The 18137-nt window shown below is 68.5% G+C and carries 13 protein-coding genes; 12 read left to right on the forward strand and 1 reads right to left on the reverse strand.

All coding sequences use genetic code 11. The features are described 5' to 3' along the window. Window positions 1-16: 16 nt before the first annotated feature. Window positions 17-1303 (forward strand): ATP-dependent Clp protease ATP-binding subunit ClpX, encoded by a 1287-nt coding sequence (gene clpX / locus ACW4TU_RS30765; RefSeq protein WP_164406621.1) that lies wholly within the window; start codon window positions 17-19, stop codon window positions 1301-1303. A gap of 99 nt (window positions 1304-1402) precedes the next feature. Here clpX and ACW4TU_RS30770 read toward each other — a convergent pair whose 3' ends face one another. Then, the gene (locus tag ACW4TU_RS30770) at window positions 1403-2362 is read right to left on the reverse strand and encodes a hypothetical protein (RefSeq protein ID WP_457418386.1); all 960 of its coding nucleotides are present in this window, start codon (window positions 2360-2362) and stop codon (window positions 1403-1405) included. 136 nt (window positions 2363-2498) lie between these two features. Between ACW4TU_RS30770 and ACW4TU_RS30775 the strand changes: the two genes are divergently transcribed. The 11 genes from ACW4TU_RS30775 (at window position 2499) to ACW4TU_RS30825 (ending at window position 18061) form a co-directional block, all read left to right on the forward strand. Then, a complete protein-coding gene (locus ACW4TU_RS30775; protein WP_457418388.1) occupies window positions 2499-5123 on the forward strand; it encodes a valine--tRNA ligase in 2625 nt (874 codons plus the stop codon). A 188-nt stretch (window positions 5124-5311) separates the two neighbouring features. After that, on the forward strand, window positions 5312-6796 hold the full coding sequence (gene folC / locus ACW4TU_RS30780) for a bifunctional tetrahydrofolate synthase/dihydrofolate synthase (RefSeq protein ID WP_457418390.1): 1485 nt from the start codon (window positions 5312-5314) through the stop codon (window positions 6794-6796). Between the two features lie 6 nt (window positions 6797-6802). Then, window positions 6803-7165: a DUF4233 domain-containing protein gene (locus ACW4TU_RS30785; protein WP_457418392.1), complete on the forward strand. Its 363-nt coding sequence runs from the start codon at window positions 6803-6805 to the stop codon at window positions 7163-7165. Window positions 7166-7232: 67 nt separating this feature from the next. Beyond that, the gene (gene ndk / locus ACW4TU_RS30790) at window positions 7233-7646 is read left to right on the forward strand and encodes a nucleoside-diphosphate kinase (RefSeq protein ID WP_164320657.1); all 414 of its coding nucleotides are present in this window, start codon (window positions 7233-7235) and stop codon (window positions 7644-7646) included. A 371-nt stretch (window positions 7647-8017) separates the two neighbouring features. Next, window positions 8018-9037, forward strand: coding sequence for a rod shape-determining protein (locus tag ACW4TU_RS30795; RefSeq protein WP_164320655.1), 1020 nt, complete (start codon window positions 8018-8020; stop codon window positions 9035-9037). A 169-nt stretch (window positions 9038-9206) separates the two neighbouring features. Continuing rightward, on the forward strand, window positions 9207-10151 hold the full coding sequence (gene mreC, locus ACW4TU_RS30800) for a rod shape-determining protein MreC (protein WP_457418394.1): 945 nt from the start codon (window positions 9207-9209) through the stop codon (window positions 10149-10151). A gap of 15 nt (window positions 10152-10166) precedes the next feature. After that, the gene (gene mreD, locus ACW4TU_RS30805) at window positions 10167-10838 is read left to right on the forward strand and encodes a rod shape-determining protein MreD (protein WP_457418396.1); all 672 of its coding nucleotides are present in this window, start codon (window positions 10167-10169) and stop codon (window positions 10836-10838) included. Window positions 10839-10948: 110 nt separating this feature from the next. Continuing rightward, on the forward strand, window positions 10949-13201 hold the full coding sequence (mrdA, locus tag ACW4TU_RS30810) for a penicillin-binding protein 2 (RefSeq protein ID WP_457418398.1): 2253 nt from the start codon (window positions 10949-10951) through the stop codon (window positions 13199-13201). Then, window positions 13198-14397, forward strand: coding sequence for a rod shape-determining protein RodA (rodA, locus tag ACW4TU_RS30815; protein WP_457418400.1), 1200 nt, complete (start codon window positions 13198-13200; stop codon window positions 14395-14397). The genes mrdA and rodA overlap by 4 nt, the downstream gene beginning before the upstream one ends. A 111-nt stretch (window positions 14398-14508) precedes the next feature. Continuing rightward, complete coding sequence (locus tag ACW4TU_RS30820) at window positions 14509-16011, forward strand: CYTH and CHAD domain-containing protein (RefSeq protein WP_457418402.1); 1503 nt, start codon at window positions 14509-14511, stop codon at window positions 16009-16011. Window positions 16012-16108: 97 nt separating this feature from the next. Continuing rightward, window positions 16109-18061, forward strand: coding sequence for a TIGR03960 family B12-binding radical SAM protein (locus ACW4TU_RS30825; RefSeq protein WP_457418404.1), 1953 nt, complete (start codon window positions 16109-16111; stop codon window positions 18059-18061). Window positions 18062-18137: the final 76 nt, after the last annotated feature.

The following is an 18137-nucleotide window of genomic DNA, read 5'->3' on the forward strand; positions in this document are numbered from 1 at the left end:
GAAGGGGAAGCACACCGTGGCACGCATCGGTGACGGCGGCGATCTGCTCAAGTGCTCGTTCTGTGGCAAGAGCCAGAAGCAGGTCAAGAAGCTCATCGCAGGCCCCGGTGTATACATCTGCGACGAGTGCATCGATCTCTGCAACGAGATCATCGAGGAAGAACTCGCGGAGACGAGTGAGGTCAGGTGGGAGGAACTCCCCAAGCCTCGCGAGATCTACGAGTTCCTCGAGGGGTACGTGGTTGGTCAGGAGTCGGCCAAGAAGGCCCTGTCCGTAGCGGTGTACAACCACTACAAGCGGGTCCAGGCCGGTGAGAACAGCGCCGGTCAAAGCCGTGAGGACGCCATCGAGTTGGCGAAGTCGAACATCCTCCTGCTGGGCCCCACGGGCTCGGGCAAGACCCTCCTCGCGCAGACACTGGCACGCATGCTGAACGTCCCGTTCGCCATCGCCGACGCGACGGCGCTGACGGAGGCGGGGTATGTCGGCGAGGACGTCGAGAACATCCTGTTGAAGCTGATCCAGGCGGCGGACTACGACGTCAAGAAGGCCGAAACCGGGATCATCTACATCGACGAGATCGACAAGGTCGCGCGGAAGAGTGAAAACCCGTCGATCACGCGTGACGTGTCCGGCGAGGGCGTCCAGCAGGCCCTGCTGAAGATCCTCGAGGGCACGACGGCCTCCGTTCCGCCGCAGGGCGGACGCAAGCACCCGCACCAGGAGTTCATCCAGATCGACACGACGAACGTCCTGTTCATCGTGGGCGGTGCCTTCGCGGGCCTGGAGAAGCTCGTCGAGTCCCGTGCGGGCGCCAAGGGCATCGGCTTCGGCGCCACGATCCGTTCCAAGAAGGAGCTGGAGGCGAAGGACCGCTTCGAGGACGTCATGCCCGAGGACCTGGTGAAGTTCGGCATGATTCCCGAGTTCATCGGCCGCCTCCCGGTCATCACGTCGGTCCACAACCTCGACCGCGAGGCCCTGCTCCAGATCCTGGTGGAGCCGCGCAACGCCCTCGTCAAGCAGTACCAGCGCCTCTTCGAACTCGACGGTGTGGAGCTGGACTTCGAGCGCGAGGCCCTGGAGGCCATCGCCGACCAGGCGATCCTGCGCCAGACCGGCGCCCGCGGCCTGCGCGCCATCATGGAGGAGGTCCTCCAGGCGGTGATGTACGAGGTCCCGTCCCGCAAGGACGTGGCCCGGGTCGTCATCACGGTGGACGTCGTCCTGAAGAACGTGAACCCGACCCTGATCCCGAGGGACGCGCGCGGACGCGGACCGGGCGAGCAGAAGACGGCGTAACCGGCGTAACGGCAGGGCAGGTCAAGGGAGTTGAGCAACTGCGGAGGGGCCCCGGTCAACAGACCGGGGCCCCTCCGCAGTTGACGCCGTGGAGGCGTGTCAGGCCTTCACGCGCACGTCGGCGCGCAGCTTGGCCGCGAGCGCGGACGCGTCCTCCAACGAGCCGCCTCCGCCCGTGGTGATGGAGGCGAGGTCGTACGAGATGACGTAGCTGAGGGTGCTGTGGTCACCCCAGATGCAGATCGGCATCTTCGTGGTCGTACCGGACGCGGTGCTCTCGATGTGCTGGCACTTCATGACCCCGTTGTCGAAGCCCGAGGGCGTGAACGCCTCCGGGCTGCCGACGAGTTTGCCGTCAAAGGAGGAGTCCTTCGTCGACTCCGTCTTCATCTTGGTGAACATGGCGTCGACGACCTTCTCCGGGTCGTCGATCGTGCCGTAGACACCGGAGAACATGAGCTTCTTGGTGGCGAGCCCCGATCCCGCGGTGTAATCCGCGCTGACGTTCTTGGGGTTCTGCACACCCCACGCCTCGGCTTCCTTGATGTCCTCGTCGGACATCTTCTCTGCCGAGCCGCCGCCGCTCTTGTACGCGCCGTCGAGCACGGTCGCCGGCGCCGTCAGCTTGTGCGCGCCGTCGTCGGCGATGGCGGAACCGCCGCCCGAGCCGCTGCCCAGCACGAACCACGCGCCCACCGCGATGGCGGCCACGACAGCCACCGCCCCGAGGATGATCGCCGTCTTCTTCCTGCCCCCGCCCGGGGCCGGCGGCTGCGGAACCCCGTAGGGGACCTGGCCGTACGGCGGCTGCTGCTGGCCGTAGGCGTCGGGCTGCTGCGGATAGCCGTAACCGGGCTGCGGGGGAGCCTGCTGCGGATAGCCGTAGCCCGGCTGGGGCGGAGGCGTCTGCTGGGGGTAGCCGTAACCCGGCTGGGGAGCCGTCGGAGGGCCCTGAGGTGCCTGGGGCGGCTGCCCGTAAGGGCCCGGCTGGGCCGGCTGCCCGTACGGTCCGGGCTGCTGCGGCTGTCCGCCGTACGGGCCCGACTGGTTGTGGCTCATCTCTGGGTTCCCCTCCAGATACTTATGTGTTCCTGACATCCTGGCGCAGGCCAGGGGCCCGAGTTGCCCCGGGTGTCCCACCGTTACGAAAGAAACGTGTTTCGGGACACGGCCGTGACGCCTCTAAACTGACCGGGTGACCGAGAACGCTCAGCAGCAGCCAACAGCGCCCATCACCGAACTGCCGACCCAGTACGCGCCGGCCGAGGTAGAGGGGAAGCTGTACGAGCGCTGGGTGGAACGGGGTTACTTCGCCGCCGACGCGAAGAGCGAGAAGCCGCCGTACACCATCGTCATCCCGCCACCGAACGTCACCGGCTCCCTCCACCTGGGCCACGCCTTCCAGCACACGCTCATGGACGCCCTCACCCGCCGCAAGCGCATGCAGGGCTACGAGTCGCTCTGGCTCCCCGGCATGGACCACGCCGGCATCGCGACCCAGAACAAGGTCGAGCAGCAGCTCGCCGAGGAGGGCAAGTCGCGCCACGACCTGGGGCGCGAGGAGTTCGTCGAGCGGGTGTGGCAGTGGAAGGAGGAGTACGGCGGCAAGATCCTGGGCCAGATGCGGCGCCTGGGAGATGGCGTCGACTGGTCGCGCGAGCGGTTCACCATGGACGAGGGGCTGTCCAAGGCCGTCCAGACGATCTTCAAGAAGCTCTTCGACGACGGCCTCATCTACCGTGCCGAGCGCATCATCAACTGGTGTCCGCGCTGTCTGACGGCCATCTCCGACATCGAGGTGGAGTACCAGGAGGACGCGGGCGAGCTCGTTTCGATCAGGTACGGCGAGGGCGAGAACAGCGTGGTCGTCGCCACCACCCGCGCCGAGACGATGCTCGGTGACACCGCCGTCGCCGTCCACCCCGACGACGAGCGCTACAGGCATCTCGTCGGCAAGCAGATCAAGCTGCCGCTGACGGACCGCTCCATCCCGGTCGTCGCCGACACGCACGTCGATCCCGAGTTCGGCACGGGTGCCGTCAAGGTGACCCCGGCCCACGACCCGAACGACTTCGCCATCGGGCAGCGCCACAACCTGCCCAACATGACGATCATGGACGAGCACGGTGTCATCACCGTCCACGGCCCCTTCCTCGGCCTGGACCGCTTCGAGGCCCGCTCGGCCGTCGTCGGCGCCCTGCGCGGACAGGGCCGGATCGTCGCCGAGAAGCGCCCGTACACGCACTCCGTCGGGCACTGCTCGCGCTGCTCCACCACCGTCGAGCCGCGCCTGTCCCTCCAGTGGTGGGTCAAGGTCGAGACGCTGGCCAAGGCCGCCGGTGACGCGGTCCGCGACGGCCGGGTCTCGATCCACCCCGAGGAGATGTCCAAGCGCTACTTCGACTGGGTCGACAACCTCAACGACTGGTGCATCTCGCGCCAGTTGTGGTGGGGCCACCGCATCCCGGTCTGGTACGGCCCGGACGGCGAGGTCGTCTGCCTCGGACCCGACGACGAGACGCCCACCGGCGAGGGCTGGACCCAGGACACCGACGTCCTGGACACCTGGTTCTCCTCCGGCCTGTGGCCGTTCTCCACCCTCGGCTGGCCCGAACAGACCCCGGACCTGGAGAAGTTCTACTCGACCGACGTCCTGCTGACCGGCCACGACATCATCTTCTTCTGGGTCGCCCGGATGATGATGTTCGGCCTGTACGCCATGGACGGCGAGGCCCCGTTCAAGACCATCGCGCTGACCGGCCTGGTCCGCGACGAGCGCGGCAAGAAGATGTCGAAGTCCTTCGGCAACGTCGTCGACCCCCTGGACTGGATGGACAAGTACGGCTCCGACGCCGTCCGCTTCACCCTGGCCAAGGGCGCCAACCCCGGCACCGACGTCCCGATCGGCGAGGACTGGGTCCAGGCGTCCAGCAAGTTCGCCAACAAGATCTGGAACGCCACGCGCTTCGCGCTGATGAACGGCGCCACCATCGAGGGCGACCTCCCGGCCGTCGAGCAGCTGACCGCGACCGACCGCTGGATCCTCTCCCGCCTGAACAAGACGGTCGCGCAGGTCGACGCGTACTACGACGACTTCCAGTTCGCGAAGCTCAGCGACACGCTCTACCACTTCGCGTGGGACGAGGTCTTCGACTGGTACGTGGAGCTGTCGAAGACGACCTTCTTCGCGGGCGGCGAGCAGGCCAAGGTCTCCGGCCGGGTCCTCGGCGAGGTCATCGACGTCATGCTGCGCCTGCTCCACCCGGTCGTCCCCTTCGTCACCGAGACGCTGTGGACGACGCTGACCGGCCGTGAGTCCCTCGTCATCGCCGAGTGGCCCAAGGACAGTGGCTTCCGCGACGAGGTGGCCGAGGCCGAGATCGGCACCGTCCAGGCCGTCGTCACCGAGGTCCGCCGCTTCCGCAAGGAGCAGGGCCTGCAGGACGGCCAGAAGGTCCCCGCCCGCCTCACCCTCGACGGCACCGCGCTCGCCGCGCACGAGGCGGCCATCCGTCAACTCCTGCGCCTCCAGCCGGAGGAGGACGGCTTCCACGCCACCGCGACCCTCCCGGTCGCCGGCGCCACGGTCGCCCTCGACCTCTCCGGCACGATCGATGTCGAGGCGGAGCGCAAGCGCCTCGCGAAGGACCTGGCGGCGGCGCAGAAGGAGCGCCAGCAGGCCGAGGCCAAGCTCGGCAACGAGGCGTTCCTGGCGAAGGCGCCGGACAATGTCGTGGACAAGATCCGGGGCCGCCTCAGCAAGGCGGACGAGGACATCACCCGTATCCAGGCCCAGCTGGAGGGCTTGCCTTCGGCGTAGGTGACGGTCGTACGTCGGCGAGGGCCCCCGGAGCCTGAGAGCTCCGGGGGCCCTTTGTCGGTGTGGGGCCCGGGTGCGCTCACCGGCGCCGGCCGGGTGCCGCCCGCGCCCGCCCGTGCCGCCCCAGCGGCACGACTGCCCGCAGGCTGGGCACGACGCTGTCAGTGGCCGTCCGTAGACTGACCCCCGTGAGCGACACCGACCCCTTCGACGAGATCATCGACGCCGAGACCGACCGCGACCCCGACCTCGCGGTCATCGAGGCCGGCAGCCGCACCCTCCGCGCCGCAGGCGGAGCCACGATCGCGGACGTGCCGGGCCGGCCCCGGGACCCCGAGGTCGACAAGGCGCTGCGCGCGGTGGAGGCGGATCTCGCCACGCGCTGGGGCGAGACCAAGCTGGAACCGTCCGTCAGCCGTATCGCCGCGCTGATGGACGTGCTGGGGGAGCCGCAGCGCGCGTACCCCTCGATCCACATCACCGGCACCAACGGCAAGACCTCCACCGCCCGCATGATCGAGACCCTCCTCGGCGCCTTCGACCTGCGCACCGGGCGGTACACCTCCCCGCACGTCCAGTCGATCACCGAGCGGATCACTCTGGACGGGGCGCCGATCTCCGCCGAACGGTTCGTGGAGACGTACGACGACATCAAGGCGTACGTCGAGATGGTCGACGCCCAGCAGGAGTTCCGGCTCTCCTTCTTCGAGGTCCTGACCGGCATGGCGTACGCCGCCTTCGCCGACGCCCCGGTCGATGTGGCCGTCGTCGAGGTCGGGATGGGGGGCAGCTGGGACGCCACCAACGTGATCGACGCCGATGTGGCCGTCGTGACGCCCATCGATCTCGACCACACCGACCGGCTCGGCGAGACGCCCGGTGAGATCGCCGTCGAGAAGGGCGGCGTCATCAAGCAGGACGCGACCGTCATCCTCGCCCAGCAGCCGGTCGACGCGGCCCAGGTGCTGCTGAGGAAGGCCGTCGAGGTGGACGCCACGGTGGCCAGGGAAGGCCTGGAGTTCGGGGTCGTGAGCAGGCAGGTCGCCGTCGGCGGTCAGATGCTGACGCTGCGCGGGCTCGGCGGGGAGTACGAGGAGATCTTCCTGCCCCTGCACGGCGGCTACCAGGCCCACAACGCCGCCGTCGCCCTCGCCGCCGTCGAGGCGTTCTTCGGCGTCGGCACCCAGCGGCCCGAGCCCCTCGACCTCGACACCGTGCGCAAGGCGTTCGCCGCGGTCACGTCCCCGGGGCGGCTGGAGGTCGTACGGCGCTCTCCCACCGTCGTGCTCGACGCCGCGCACAATCCGGCGGGCGCGCGGGCCACCGCCGAGGCCGTGGGCGAGGCCTTCGACTTCAGCCGGCTCATCGGGGTGGTCGGGGCGAGTGCGGACAAGAACGTACGCGGGGTGCTTGAGGCCTTCGAGCCGGTCTTCGCCGAGGTCGTGATCACACAGAACTCCAGCCATCGCGCGATGGACGCCGATGAACTGGCCGCCATCGCCGTCGAGGTCTTCGGCGACGACCGGGTCCAGGTCGAGCCGCGCCTCGACGACGCCCTGGAGGCCGCCATCACCCTCGCCGAGGAGGACGGGGAGTTCTCCGGCGGCGGTGTCCTCGTCACCGGCTCCGTCATCACCGTCGGCGAGACCCGACTGCTCCTGGGGAGGGGCTGACCCGCCGTGCGTACGCTCTGTGCTTCGACCCTGATCGGTGAGGTCTTCCTGATCGGCTTCGCCGGTCTCGTCGCCATGAAGAACCCCGACCTGTCCATGTCCACCGTGTGGACGGTCAGCGGCATCGCCATGCTGCTGTGCGTGCTGCTCTGCGGTGTGATCACCCGGCCCGGCGGGGTGCAGCTCGGCTGGGCCCTGCAGATCGCGCTCATCGCGTCCGGCTTCATCGTGCCGACCATGTTCTTCATGGGCGCGATGTTCGCCGCGCTGTGGTGGGCGTCCGTGCACTACGGACGGAAGATCGACGAGGCGAAGGCCCGCTTCGCGGCGCGGACCCAGTCGACCGGTACCAGTCCTGACGCTGCGTAACACCCGCACGGACCCGCCCTGTAGCCTCTGACAACCGCACACACGTGACCCGAATGGAGCCACCCCCGTGACTCAGCGCACCCTCGTCCTCCTCAAGCCCGACGCCGTCCGTCGCGGCCTGACCGGCGAGATCATCGGCCGGATCGAGCGCAAGGCCGGCTGGCGGATCACCGCGCTGGAGCTGCGCACGCTGGACCAGGACACGCTGGAGCAGCACTACGGCGAGCACAAGGGCAAGGTCTTCTACGAGCCCCTCGTCGAGTTCATGGCCTCCGGCCCCGTTGTCGCGCTCGTCGTCGAGGGCGACCGGGTCATCGAGGGTGTGCGGGCGCTCGCCGGACCCACCGACCCCATCGCCGCCGCGCCCGGTTCCATCCGCGGCGACTACGGCGTCATCGTGCGCGAGAACCTCATCCACGCCTCCGACTCCGAGGAGTCCGCCGAGCGCGAGCTGAAGATCTTCTTCCCCGGCCGCGACTGAGCCGTCCCGATACCCGGTCGGCGGGCAACGGCGTACGGCCGGTGAAATTCCTGCGCAGTTTCTGTTCGGCCTCTTCTGAGGAACCGTCACCTCACCCGGACGCCTGACCTGGGACGGCCGTCGAAAACCGGCCGTCCTCCGGCATATGCGCGCCGATCGGGGGAACGCGTACCCCCATACGCTCGTCTCCAGAAGCGAGACGGCACAGCGCGTGCTGACAATGGCGAAGACCCTCGCGTGGTGTTCGTGCAGGCGCGACTACGATGTAAGCCTGGCAAGACTTCACGTCACCGCACCAACTTCGCCGCCCCAAAGCAGAGCCCTCACACGCTTCACTTGGGAAGGCCAGACGAATCCTGATGGGGAACTCAATGTCGTTCATCGGCCGCGACATGGCAATCGACCTCGGGACCGCCAACACGCTGGTGTACGTCAGGGGTCGCGGGATCGTACTCAACGAGCCGTCCGTCGTTGCGATCAACACCAACACCGGTGGCATTCTCGCGGTCGGATCGGAAGCGAAGAAGATGATCGGCCGGACGCCCGGCAACATCGTTGCCGTGCGCCCGCTCAGGGACGGCGTCATCGCCGACTTCGAGATCACCGAGCGGATGCTCCGCTACTTCATCCTGAAGATCCACAAGCGGCGTTATCTCGCCCGTCCCCGTGTCGTCGTCTGTGTGCCCTCGGGCATCACGGGCGTCGAGCGCCGCGCCGTCATCGAGGCCTCGTCCCAGGCCGGCGCGCGGCAGGTGCACATCATCGAGGAGCCCATGGCCGCGGCCATCGGCTCCGGCCTGCCGGTCCACGAGGCGACGGGCAACATGGTGGTGGACATCGGCGGCGGCACCACGGAGGTCGCGGTCATCTCCCTCGGCGGCATCGTCACCGCCCAGTCCATCCGTGTCGCGGGTGACGAACTGGACAGCTCGATCATCCAGCACATCAAGAAGGAGTACTCCCTTCTGCTGGGCGAGCGGACCGCCGAACAGATCAAGATCACGATCGGTTCGGCGTACGACCTCGACAATGACGAACACACCGAGATCCGCGGCCGGGACCTTGTCTCCGGGCTGCCCAAGACCGTCGTGATCTCCGCGGCCGAAGTACGCAAGGCCATCGAAGAACCGGTCAACGCGATCGTCGACGCCGTGAAGACCACCCTCGACAAGTGCCCGCCCGAGCTGTCCGGCGACATCATGGACCGCGGAATCGTTCTGACCGGAGGCGGGGCCCTGCTCCGCGGGCTCGACGAGCGGCTGCGCCGTGAGACCGGCATGCCCATCCACATCGCCGAGGACCCGCTGGACAGCGTGGTGCTCGGCTCCGGCAAGTGCGTGGAGGAGTTCGAGGCGCTCCAGCAGGTGCTGGACGCCCAGCCGCGCAGATGACGTAACTCTTCGATTCCGCCGTACGAGATGATCTCCTCTCGTACGGCGGATCGTTGGTATAGAGGCATAAGCTCCCCGAACAACTCTTCTGCCCAACTCTTCTGCCCAACTTTTTGCCCCAAGTCTTTTGCCCCAAAAAAACTCTATTGAGGAAGGCACGCCGCCGCACGTGAGGGACACACGAGAGAGCCGGCTGCTCCTGGTGCTGCTGATCGCCATCGCGTTCGCGCTGATCACGGTGGACATCCGCGGTGGGGAGGACTCACCGGTCGACGGTGCCCGGCAGGCCGCGGCAACCGTCTTCGGCCCGGTCGAGGACGGGGTCGCCTCCGTGGTCGACCCGGTCGGCGACGCGGTCGCCGCCGTACGCGACTCCGGTGACCGGCACGACCGGCTCGCCACGCTGGAGAAGGAGAACGCGGCGCTCAAGGCCCGTCTCGGCAGCGACGACCGCAACCGCAGCCGGCTGAGCCAGCTCGACAGGATGCTGAAGTCGGCCGGCGCCGGGCAGTACGGCATCAAGGGCGCCGAGGTCATCGCCATAGGGGCGGCCCAGGGCTTCTCCTGGACGGTCACCATCGACATCGGCGCCAACGACGGCGTCAAGCGCGACATGACCGTCCTGAACGGCGACGGACTCGTCGGCCGCGTCACCACCGTCGGCCCCGGCACCTCGACCGTGCTGCTCGCCAACGACCCCGACTTCACCGTCGGCACGCGCATGGAGGGCAGCGACGAACTGGGCTTCGCCTCCGGGCAGGGCGACCGGCCGCTGCGCGTCCAGCTCCTCAACGGCAAGGCCAAGGTGAGCAAGGGCGACCGGCTCGTCACCTTCGGCTCGCAGGCCGACAAGCCGTTCGTGCCCGGCGTCCCCGTCGGTTTCGTGTCCCGGGTCGACCCCTCGGGCGGTGACCTGACCCGCACGATCTACGTCACGCCGTTCGTCGGCTTCACCAAGCTCGACATCGTCGGTGTCGTCGTCGAGGCCCCGCGCACCGATCCGCGCGACACCGTCCTCCCGGCCAAGCCGAGGCCGACGCCCACGCCGACGGTCACCGTGACGGTGACTCCGTCCGCGTCCGTGGCCGACGGCCAGTACCAGCAAGAGCAGTAGGAGCTGAACTCTCCCATGCGTTTCAACCGGATGCTCCTCTCCACCGCCCTGGTGGTCGTCGCCATGGTGATCCAGGTGAGCGTCCTCGCCCGCCTTCACCTCCCGGGCGCCGTCCCCGACCTGCTGCTGCTGACCGTCCTCGGCCTCGCCCTGGTGTACGGCCATGTCGGCGGCGCCCTCGTCGGTTTCGGCGCCGGACTCCTCGCCGACCTCGCCCCGCCCGCTGACCACGCGGCCGGCCGCTACGCCCTCGTGCTGTGCCTCATCGGCTATCTGGCCGGTCTCGTGAAACCCGAGAACGGCCGGCTCAAGTCGGCCACCGGCCCGATGGCCGTCGTGGTGGCCGCCGCCGTCGGTACGACCCTGCTGTACGCCGGTGTCGGCGCCCTCGTCGGCGACACCGCCGCCCGCCATGTCGGCATGGGCAGCCTGCTGTTCACGGCCGCGCTGTACGACCTGCTGCTCGCGCCGTTCGTGGTGCCCGGCATCATGTTCCTGGCCCGCAGAGCGGAGAACGACCCGCTCGCCGAGGCCAACTCCTCGGCCAAGAAGGCCGACATCTCCTCGGGCTGGCTCTCCTCCGGCACCGGCCTGCGCATCGGCAGCCAGCGCGGCGGCCTGAAGATGAGGGCGGCCCGCTCGAAAGCCACCCGTGCCGGCCGCATCAAGGGGGTCAAGCGCCTGTGACCGCACCTCAGCCGAAGACCCCCGAAACCGACATTCACAGCTCGACCGTGTACTCGTATGCCTCATACGTCCGTGTCCCGCACGCGTACTGAGAGGCGGAGGCAGCACCAGTGACCAACATTCCCGAGACCGGCCGGACGCCACGCGTCCAGATCCGCCTCGTCGTCATCCAGATCCTCGTCCTCTCCCTCCTCGGCACCCTCGGGGGCCGCCTGTGGTACCTCCAGATCCGCGAGGGGGACGCCTACGCCAAGGAGGCGTCCGGCAACCATGTGCAGCAGGTCGTGCAGCCCGCCGTACGCGGGTCGATCCTCGACGCGCGCGGGGTGGCGATCGCGGACAACGAGACGCGTCTCGTCGTCTCCGCCTCCCGCACCGAACTGCTGAAGATGAAGGACGACGGTGACGCCGTCCTCACCAAGCTCGCCGGGGTCCTGGGCATGAAGGCCCAGGAGGTCAAGGACAAGGTCCGGCTGTGCGACGCCAAGACGCCGCAGCCCTGCTGGAACGGCTCGCCGTACCAGCCGATCCCCATCACCGACGAGGCCACCGCCCGCCAGGCACTCCAGATCCGCGAGCGCTCCGAGGACTTCCCCGGCATCACCGCCGAGCCCGAGGCCGTGCGCCGCTACGCGGGCCCCGGCGGGTCCAACACCGCCCAGGTCCTCGGCTACCTCTCCCCGGTCACCGACGAGGAGATCACCAAGGCGCGGGACACCGACTCGCCGTACCTCCGCTCCGACCAGGTCGGCCGGTCCGGTCTCGAACGGGAGTACGACAAAGAGCTGCGAGGCAAGGCCGGCGTCACCCGCTACGAGGTCGACAACCTCGGCCGCGTCATCGGCACCGCCGAGGCGGACCCCGCCCAGTCCGGCTCCAACCTCGTCACCAGCATCGACGCCCGCGTCCAGCGGGTCGCCGAGTACGAGCTGAACAACGCGATGAAGGAAGCCCGCAAGGAGTACGACGACAACACCAGCGAGAACTACAAGGCCGACGCGGGCGCTGTCGTCGTCATGGAGGCCAAGACGGGCCGGGTCGTCGCCATGGCGTCCAACCCGACGTACGACCCGAACGCCTGGGTCGGCGGCATCTCCGCCAAGGACTACGCCAAGCTGACCGGCAAGAACTCCAACTACCCGCTGCTCAACCGGGCGATCCAGGGCCAGGCGGCCCCCGGCTCGATCTTCAAGGTGATCTCCACCTCGGCCGCCGTCGACGCCGGCTACCCCTTCGACGGGAACTACGACTGCTCCAGCTCGTACTCGATCGGCGGCCAGGTCTTCAAGAACTACGAGTCCAAGGGGTACGGCCCGATCAGCCTCGGCCGTGCCATCGAGGTCTCCTGCGACACCGTCTTCTACCGCATCGCCCACGACGAGTGGGTGAAGGACGGCGGCCTGAAGCCGAAGAAGAACGCCGGCAACTGGTTCTACAGGACCGCCCACCAGTTCGGCCTCGGCGCCGTGACCGGCATCGACCTGCCGAACGAGGTCGAGGGCCGCGTCCCGGACCGCAAGTGGAAGCAGGACTACTGGAAGGCCAACAAGGCCTCCTGGTGCAAGTACGGCAAGAAGGGCGGCACGTACGCCCAGCAGATCGCGTACGAGAACTGCCTCGAAGGCAACCTGATGCGCGCCGGTGACTCCGTCAACTACTCGATCGGTCAGGGCGACATCCTCGTCACGCCGATACAGATGGCGACGATCTACTCGGCGATCTCCAACGGCGGCACCCTGTACGACCCGACCGTCGGCAAGGCGATCGTCAGCGCCGACGGCAAGTCCGTGCAGGCCATCGCGCCCAAGTCGCACGGCAAGCTGCCGATCAGCAAGGCGACCCTGAAGGACATAAACGGTGCCCTGGAAGGAGTCGTCACCCGCGGTTCGGCGGCCTGGCGGTTCATCGGCTGGCCGCAGGACAAGATCCAGATGCACGCCAAGACGGGTACGGCCGAGGTCTACGGCAAGCAGACCACCTCGTGGTTCGCGACGTACACCAAGGACTACACGATCGTCATGACGATCTCCCAGGGTGGTACGGGTTCCGGAGCCTCCGGGCCGGCCGTACGCAAGATATACGAGGCCCTGTACGGCGTCTCCAAGGACGGCACGATCGACAGCCGGAAGGCGCTGCTGCCCACCCCGCAGAAGAGCCTGCCGAAGATCGAGTCGGACGGCTCCATCGACGCCCCGAAGATCAAGCCGTACGTCCCGGAGGAGGAGGCCACCGAGGAGGCGCTCGCCCTCGCGGGCGGACAGCTCCCGCCGGCCACGGTCGCGTCCGAACGGACGGGCACCAACCGGGCCCGTCGCAGGAGCAGGAGCAAGAGCAGGCGGCGTACGCAAAGGACGATGTCATGACCGGCGCGAACACCTTCTCCGTCTCCGGCTACGGCCCCGAACGCTCGTCCATGTCCCGTCTGCTGGCCCGTGACTCGCTGGCCCGCAGGCTGGACTGGCCGATACTGCTGTCCGTGCTCGCGCTGTCCTTCATGGGCGCGATCCTGGTCTACTCGGCGACCCGCAACCGCACCGAGATCAACCAGGGCGACCAGTACTACTTCCTGCTCCGGCACCTCATGAACACCGGCATCGGGTTCTGTCTGATGATCGGCACGGTCTGGCTCGGCCACCGCAACCTGCGCAACGCGGTGCCGGTCCTGTACGGCCTCTCGGTCCTCCTGATCCTCATGGTGCTGACCCCGCTGGGCGCGACCGTCAACGGCGCCCACGCGTGGATCGTGTTCGGCGGCGGCTTCTCGCTCCAGCCCTCGGAGTTCGTGAAGATCACGATCATCCTGGGCATGGCGATGCTCCTGGCCGCGCGGGTCGACGCGGGCGACAAGCTCTACCCCGACCACCGCACGGTCCTCCAGGCGCTGGGCCTGGCCGCCGTACCGATGATGGTCGTCATGCTGATGCCCGACCTCGGGTCGGTCATGGTCATGGTCATCATCGTGCTCGGTGTGCTGCTCGCCTCCGGCGCCTCCAACCGCTGGGTCTTCGGCCTGCTCGGCACGGGTGCCCTCGGGGCGGTCCTGATCTGGCAGCTCGGCGTCCTGGACGAGTACCAGATCAACCGCTTCGCCGCCTTCGCCAACCCCGAACTCGATCCGTCCGGCGTCGGCTACAACACCAACCAGGCGCGGATCGCGATCGGTTCCGGCGGCCTCACGGGCACCGGCCTCTTCCACGGCTCCCAGACCACCGGCCAGTTCGTCCCCGAGCAGCAGACCGACTTCGTGTTCACGGTCGCGGGGGAGGAGCTGGGCTTCGTCGGCGCGGGCCTGATCATCGTGCTCCTGGGTGTGGTCCTGTGGCGCGCCTGCCGCATCGCCCGCGAGACGACCGAGCTGTACGGCACGATCGTCGCCGCCGGGATCATCGCGTGGTTCGCCTTCCAGGCGTTCGAGAACATCGGGATGACCCTGGGGATCATGCCGGTCGCCGGTCTGCCACTGCCCTTCGTGTCGTACGGAGGGTCGTCGATGTTCGCCGTGTGGGTGGCCGTGGGGCTGTTGCAGTCGATCAGGGTGCAGCGGCCGATGTCCGCCTGACCGGGGGTGGCCGGTGGGTGTAGTCCGGGGAAACGGTGAAGGTGTCCCGGATGGCCAATAAACCCCCTTTGAGTGCTGCCATTGAAGCGCAATCGTGACTAGATTCGATTCATGGCGGACACAAAGCGGGAAATCGAGCGGAAGTACGAATCCGACGACAGTGGGCTGCCCGACCTGACAGGCGTCGCCGTCGTGGCGGACGTCATCGACAAGGGCACCGCCGAACTGGACGCGACCTACTACGACACCTCGGACCTGCGACTGGCCGCGGCGTCGATCACCCTGCGCCGCCGCACCGGCGGCCATGACGCCGGCTGGCACCTGAAACTCCCGGTCGCCCCAGGGGTCAGGGACGAGATCCAGGTACCGCTCTCCGACACCGTCCCCGACGAACTGGTGAGCCTGGTGCGCGCCCGGATCCGCGAGGGCCAGCTCGTGCCCGTGGTGCGGCTGCGCTCCACGCGTGACCTGCGCGACCTCGTCGACGCCGACGGCCGCCAGCTCGCCGAGGTCGGCGTGGACACCGTACGGGCGGAACGGCTGTTCGGCGGCAAGGGCTCCGCCGAGTGGACCGAGATCGAGGTCGAGCTCGCCGACGGCGGGAATCCGGCCATCCTGGACAAGGTGGAGAAACGCCTGCGCAAGGCGGGCGTACGGCCGTCGAAGTCCACGTCGAAGCTGGCCCGCGCGCTGGCGGAGACCAAGGGCGGACACCCGCGGCCGAAGGGCGAACCCGCCGAGCCCGTCACCGCCGGCGACCACGTCCTGGCCTACGTCCGCGCCCAGCGGGACGCCGTCCTCGACCTCGACCCGGCCGTGCGCCAGGACGCCGAGGAGTCCGTGCACGACATGCGGGTCGCCACGCGCCGCCTGCGCAGCACCTTCAAGTCCTTCCGCACGGTCCTCGACCGGAAGGTCACCGACCCGATCGGCGACGAGCTGAAGTGGCTCGCCGGTGAGCTGGGCCTGGGACGCGACCATGAGGTGCTTGCCGAACAACTGAGCGAGGCCCTCGATGGACTGCTCCCCGCCCTCGTCCACGGTCCCGTCCGTGAGCGGCTGGGCACCTGGTCCGAGGCCGGGCACGGAGGATCGCGCCGCCGACTGCTCGGCGTGCTGGACTCCCCGCGCTATCTGACGTTCCTCGACACCCTGGACGCCCTGGTCGCCGATCCGCCGCTGCTCAAGGCGGCGGCGAAGAAACCGGAAAAGGTGCTCGCCGAGGCCGTACGCAAGGACTTCGCGAAGGTGTCCGCGCTGGTCGAGGAGGCCATGGAGCAGCCGCCCGGCACCGACCGCGACCTCGGCCTGCACGAGGCCCGCAAGAAGGCCAAGCGCACCCGGTACGCGGCCGAGACGGCGGCCCCCGCCCTCGGCGGCCCGGCCAAGGCGCTCACCAAGTCGATGAAGTCCCTGCAGAGCCTGCTCGGCGACCACCAGGACAGCGTCATGGTCCGCACCACGCTCGGCGAGCTGTCCGCCGTGGCGCACGCGGCGGGGGAGGACACCTTCACGTACGGGCTGCTGTACGGGCGCGAGGAGCGGCGGGCCGGGAGGGTGGAGGAGACGCTGCCGGAGGCGTGGCGGACGATCAAGGGGTCGGTGGAGGTTTAGCGCTGGCTCAGTGCCGGTTTTCTGGCGGGCGGGGGAGTCCTCCGGGCGGGTTACGCTTGGTGGTCATCCCCCGTCAGCTCACGAAGGTAACGCCGCGATGCCTGTCGAGTCGGTTTTCCCGCAGCTCGAAGCTCTGCTCCCGCACGTGCAGAAGCCGATCCAGTACGTCGGCGGTGAGCTGAACTCCACGGTCAAGCCCTGGGACAGCTGCGACGTCCGCTGGGCGCTCATGTACCCGGACGCGTACGAGGTCGGGCTGCCCAACCAGGGCGTCATGATCCTCTACGAGGTGCTGAACGAGCGCGAGGGCGTCCTCGCCGAGCGTACGTACAGCGTCTGGCCCGACCTGGAGGCGCTGATGCGGGAGCACGGCGTCCCGCAGTTCACCGTCGACGGTCACCGGCCCGTGAAGGGCTTCGACGTGTTCGGGCTGTCCTTCTCCACCGAGCTGGGCTACACGAACATGCTGACGGCGCTTGACCTGGCGGGCATCCCGCTGGAGTCCAAGGACCGCGGCCTCGACGACCCGATCGTGCTGGCCGGCGGCCACGCGGCCTTCAACCCCGAGCCGATCGCGGACTTCATCGACGCGGCGATCATCGGCGACGGCGAGCAGGCCGTCCTCGACATGACGGAGATCATCCGAGCCTGGAAGGCGGAGGGCCGCCCGGGCGGGCGCGAGGAGGTCCTGCTCCGCCTCGCGAAGACGGGCAGCGTCTACATCCCGGCGTTCTACGACGTGGAGTACCTGGCGGACGGCCGGATCGCCCGCGTCGTACCCAACAGGTCGGGTGTCCCGTGGCGGGTCAGCAAGCACACGGTGATGGACCTCGACGAGTGGCCCTATCCCAAGCAGCCCCTGGTCCCGCTCGCGGAGACGGTCCACGAGCGCATGTCGGTCGAGATCTTCCGCGGCTGCACGCGCGGCTGCCGTTTCTGCCAGGCCGGCATGATCACGCGTCCGGTGCGGGAGCGGTCGATCACGGGCATCGGCGAGATGGTGGAGAAGGGTCTGAAGGCGACGGGCTTCGAGGAGGTGGGCCTCCTCTCCCTCTCCTCGGCGGACCACTCGGAGATCGGCGACATCGCGAAGGGGCTCGCGGACCGCTACACGGAGGACAAGGTCGGGCTGTCCCTCCCGTCGACCCGCGTGGACGCCTTCAACGTGGACCTCGCCAACGAGCTGACCAGGAACGGCCGCAGGTCAGGTCTGACGTTCGCGCCCGAGGGCGGCAGCGAGCGCATGCGCAGGGTCATCAACAAGATGGTGTCCGAGGAGGACCTCATCCGGACCGTCTCCACGGCGTACGGCAACGGCTGGCGCCAGGTGAAGCTGTACTTCATGTGCGGTCTGCCGACGGAGACCGACGAGGACGTCCTCCAGATCGCCGACATGGCGATGAACGTCATCGCCGAGGGCCGCAGGGCCTCCGGCCAGAACGACATCCGCTGCACGGTCTCGATCGGCGGCTTCGTGCCCAAGCCGCACACCCCGTTCCAGTGGGCCCCGCAGCTCTCCGCCGAGGAGACGGACGCCCGCCTGACGAAGCTCCGGGACAAGATCCGCGGCGACAAGAAGTACGGCCGCTCGATCGGCTTCCGCTACCACGACGGCAAGCCCGGCATCGTCGAGGGCCTGCTGTCACGCGGCGACCGGCGGATCGGCGCGGTGATCCGCGCGGTGTACGAGGACGGCGGCCGGTTCGACGGCTGGCGTGAGTACTTCTCGTACGACCGCTGGATGGCCTGCGCGGAGAAGACGCTGCCCGACTTCGGGGTCGACGTCGCCTGGTACACGACGCGTGAACGCACGTACGAGGAGGTCCTGCCGTGGGACCACCTCGACTCGGGCCTCGACAAGGACTGGCTGTGGGAGGACTGGCAGGACTCCCTCGACGAGACAGAGGTCGAGGACTGCCGGTGGACGCCGTGCTTCGACTGTGGGGTGTGTCCGCAGATGGACACTTCCATTCAAATCGGACCCACTGGCAAGAAGCTGCTGCCGCTGACCGTGAAGCAGTCGGCGGGGAGCGCGGCGCACAGTCACTGAGGGGTCGCGGCAGCCCGGTGAGGGTGCAGCGGGGGGCGGGGCCGGAGGTCGGTCAGACCTCCGGCCCTCTTTTCTG

Source organism: Streptomyces kryoterrae (genome assembly GCF_054072135.1).

Bases quoted from the DNA above. Each gene is read 5' to 3' on its own strand.
- ACW4TU_RS30770 (WP_457418386.1), bottom strand. From the start codon at position 2,362: ATGAGCCACAACCAGTCGGGCCCGTACGGCGGACAGCCGCAGCAGCCC.
- ACW4TU_RS30795 (WP_164320655.1), top strand. From the start codon at position 8,018: ATGTCGTTCATCGGCCGCGACATGGCAATCGACCTCGGGACCGCCAAC.
- mreD (WP_457418396.1), top strand. From the start codon at position 10,167: ATGCGTTTCAACCGGATGCTCCTCTCCACCGCCCTGGTGGTCGTCGCC.
- rodA (WP_457418400.1), top strand. From the start codon at position 13,198: ATGACCGGCGCGAACACCTTCTCCGTCTCCGGCTACGGCCCCGAACGC.
- ACW4TU_RS30820 (WP_457418402.1), top strand. From the start codon at position 14,509: ATGGCGGACACAAAGCGGGAAATCGAGCGGAAGTACGAATCCGACGAC.
- ACW4TU_RS30825 (WP_457418404.1), top strand. From the start codon at position 16,109: ATGCCTGTCGAGTCGGTTTTCCCGCAGCTCGAAGCTCTGCTCCCGCAC.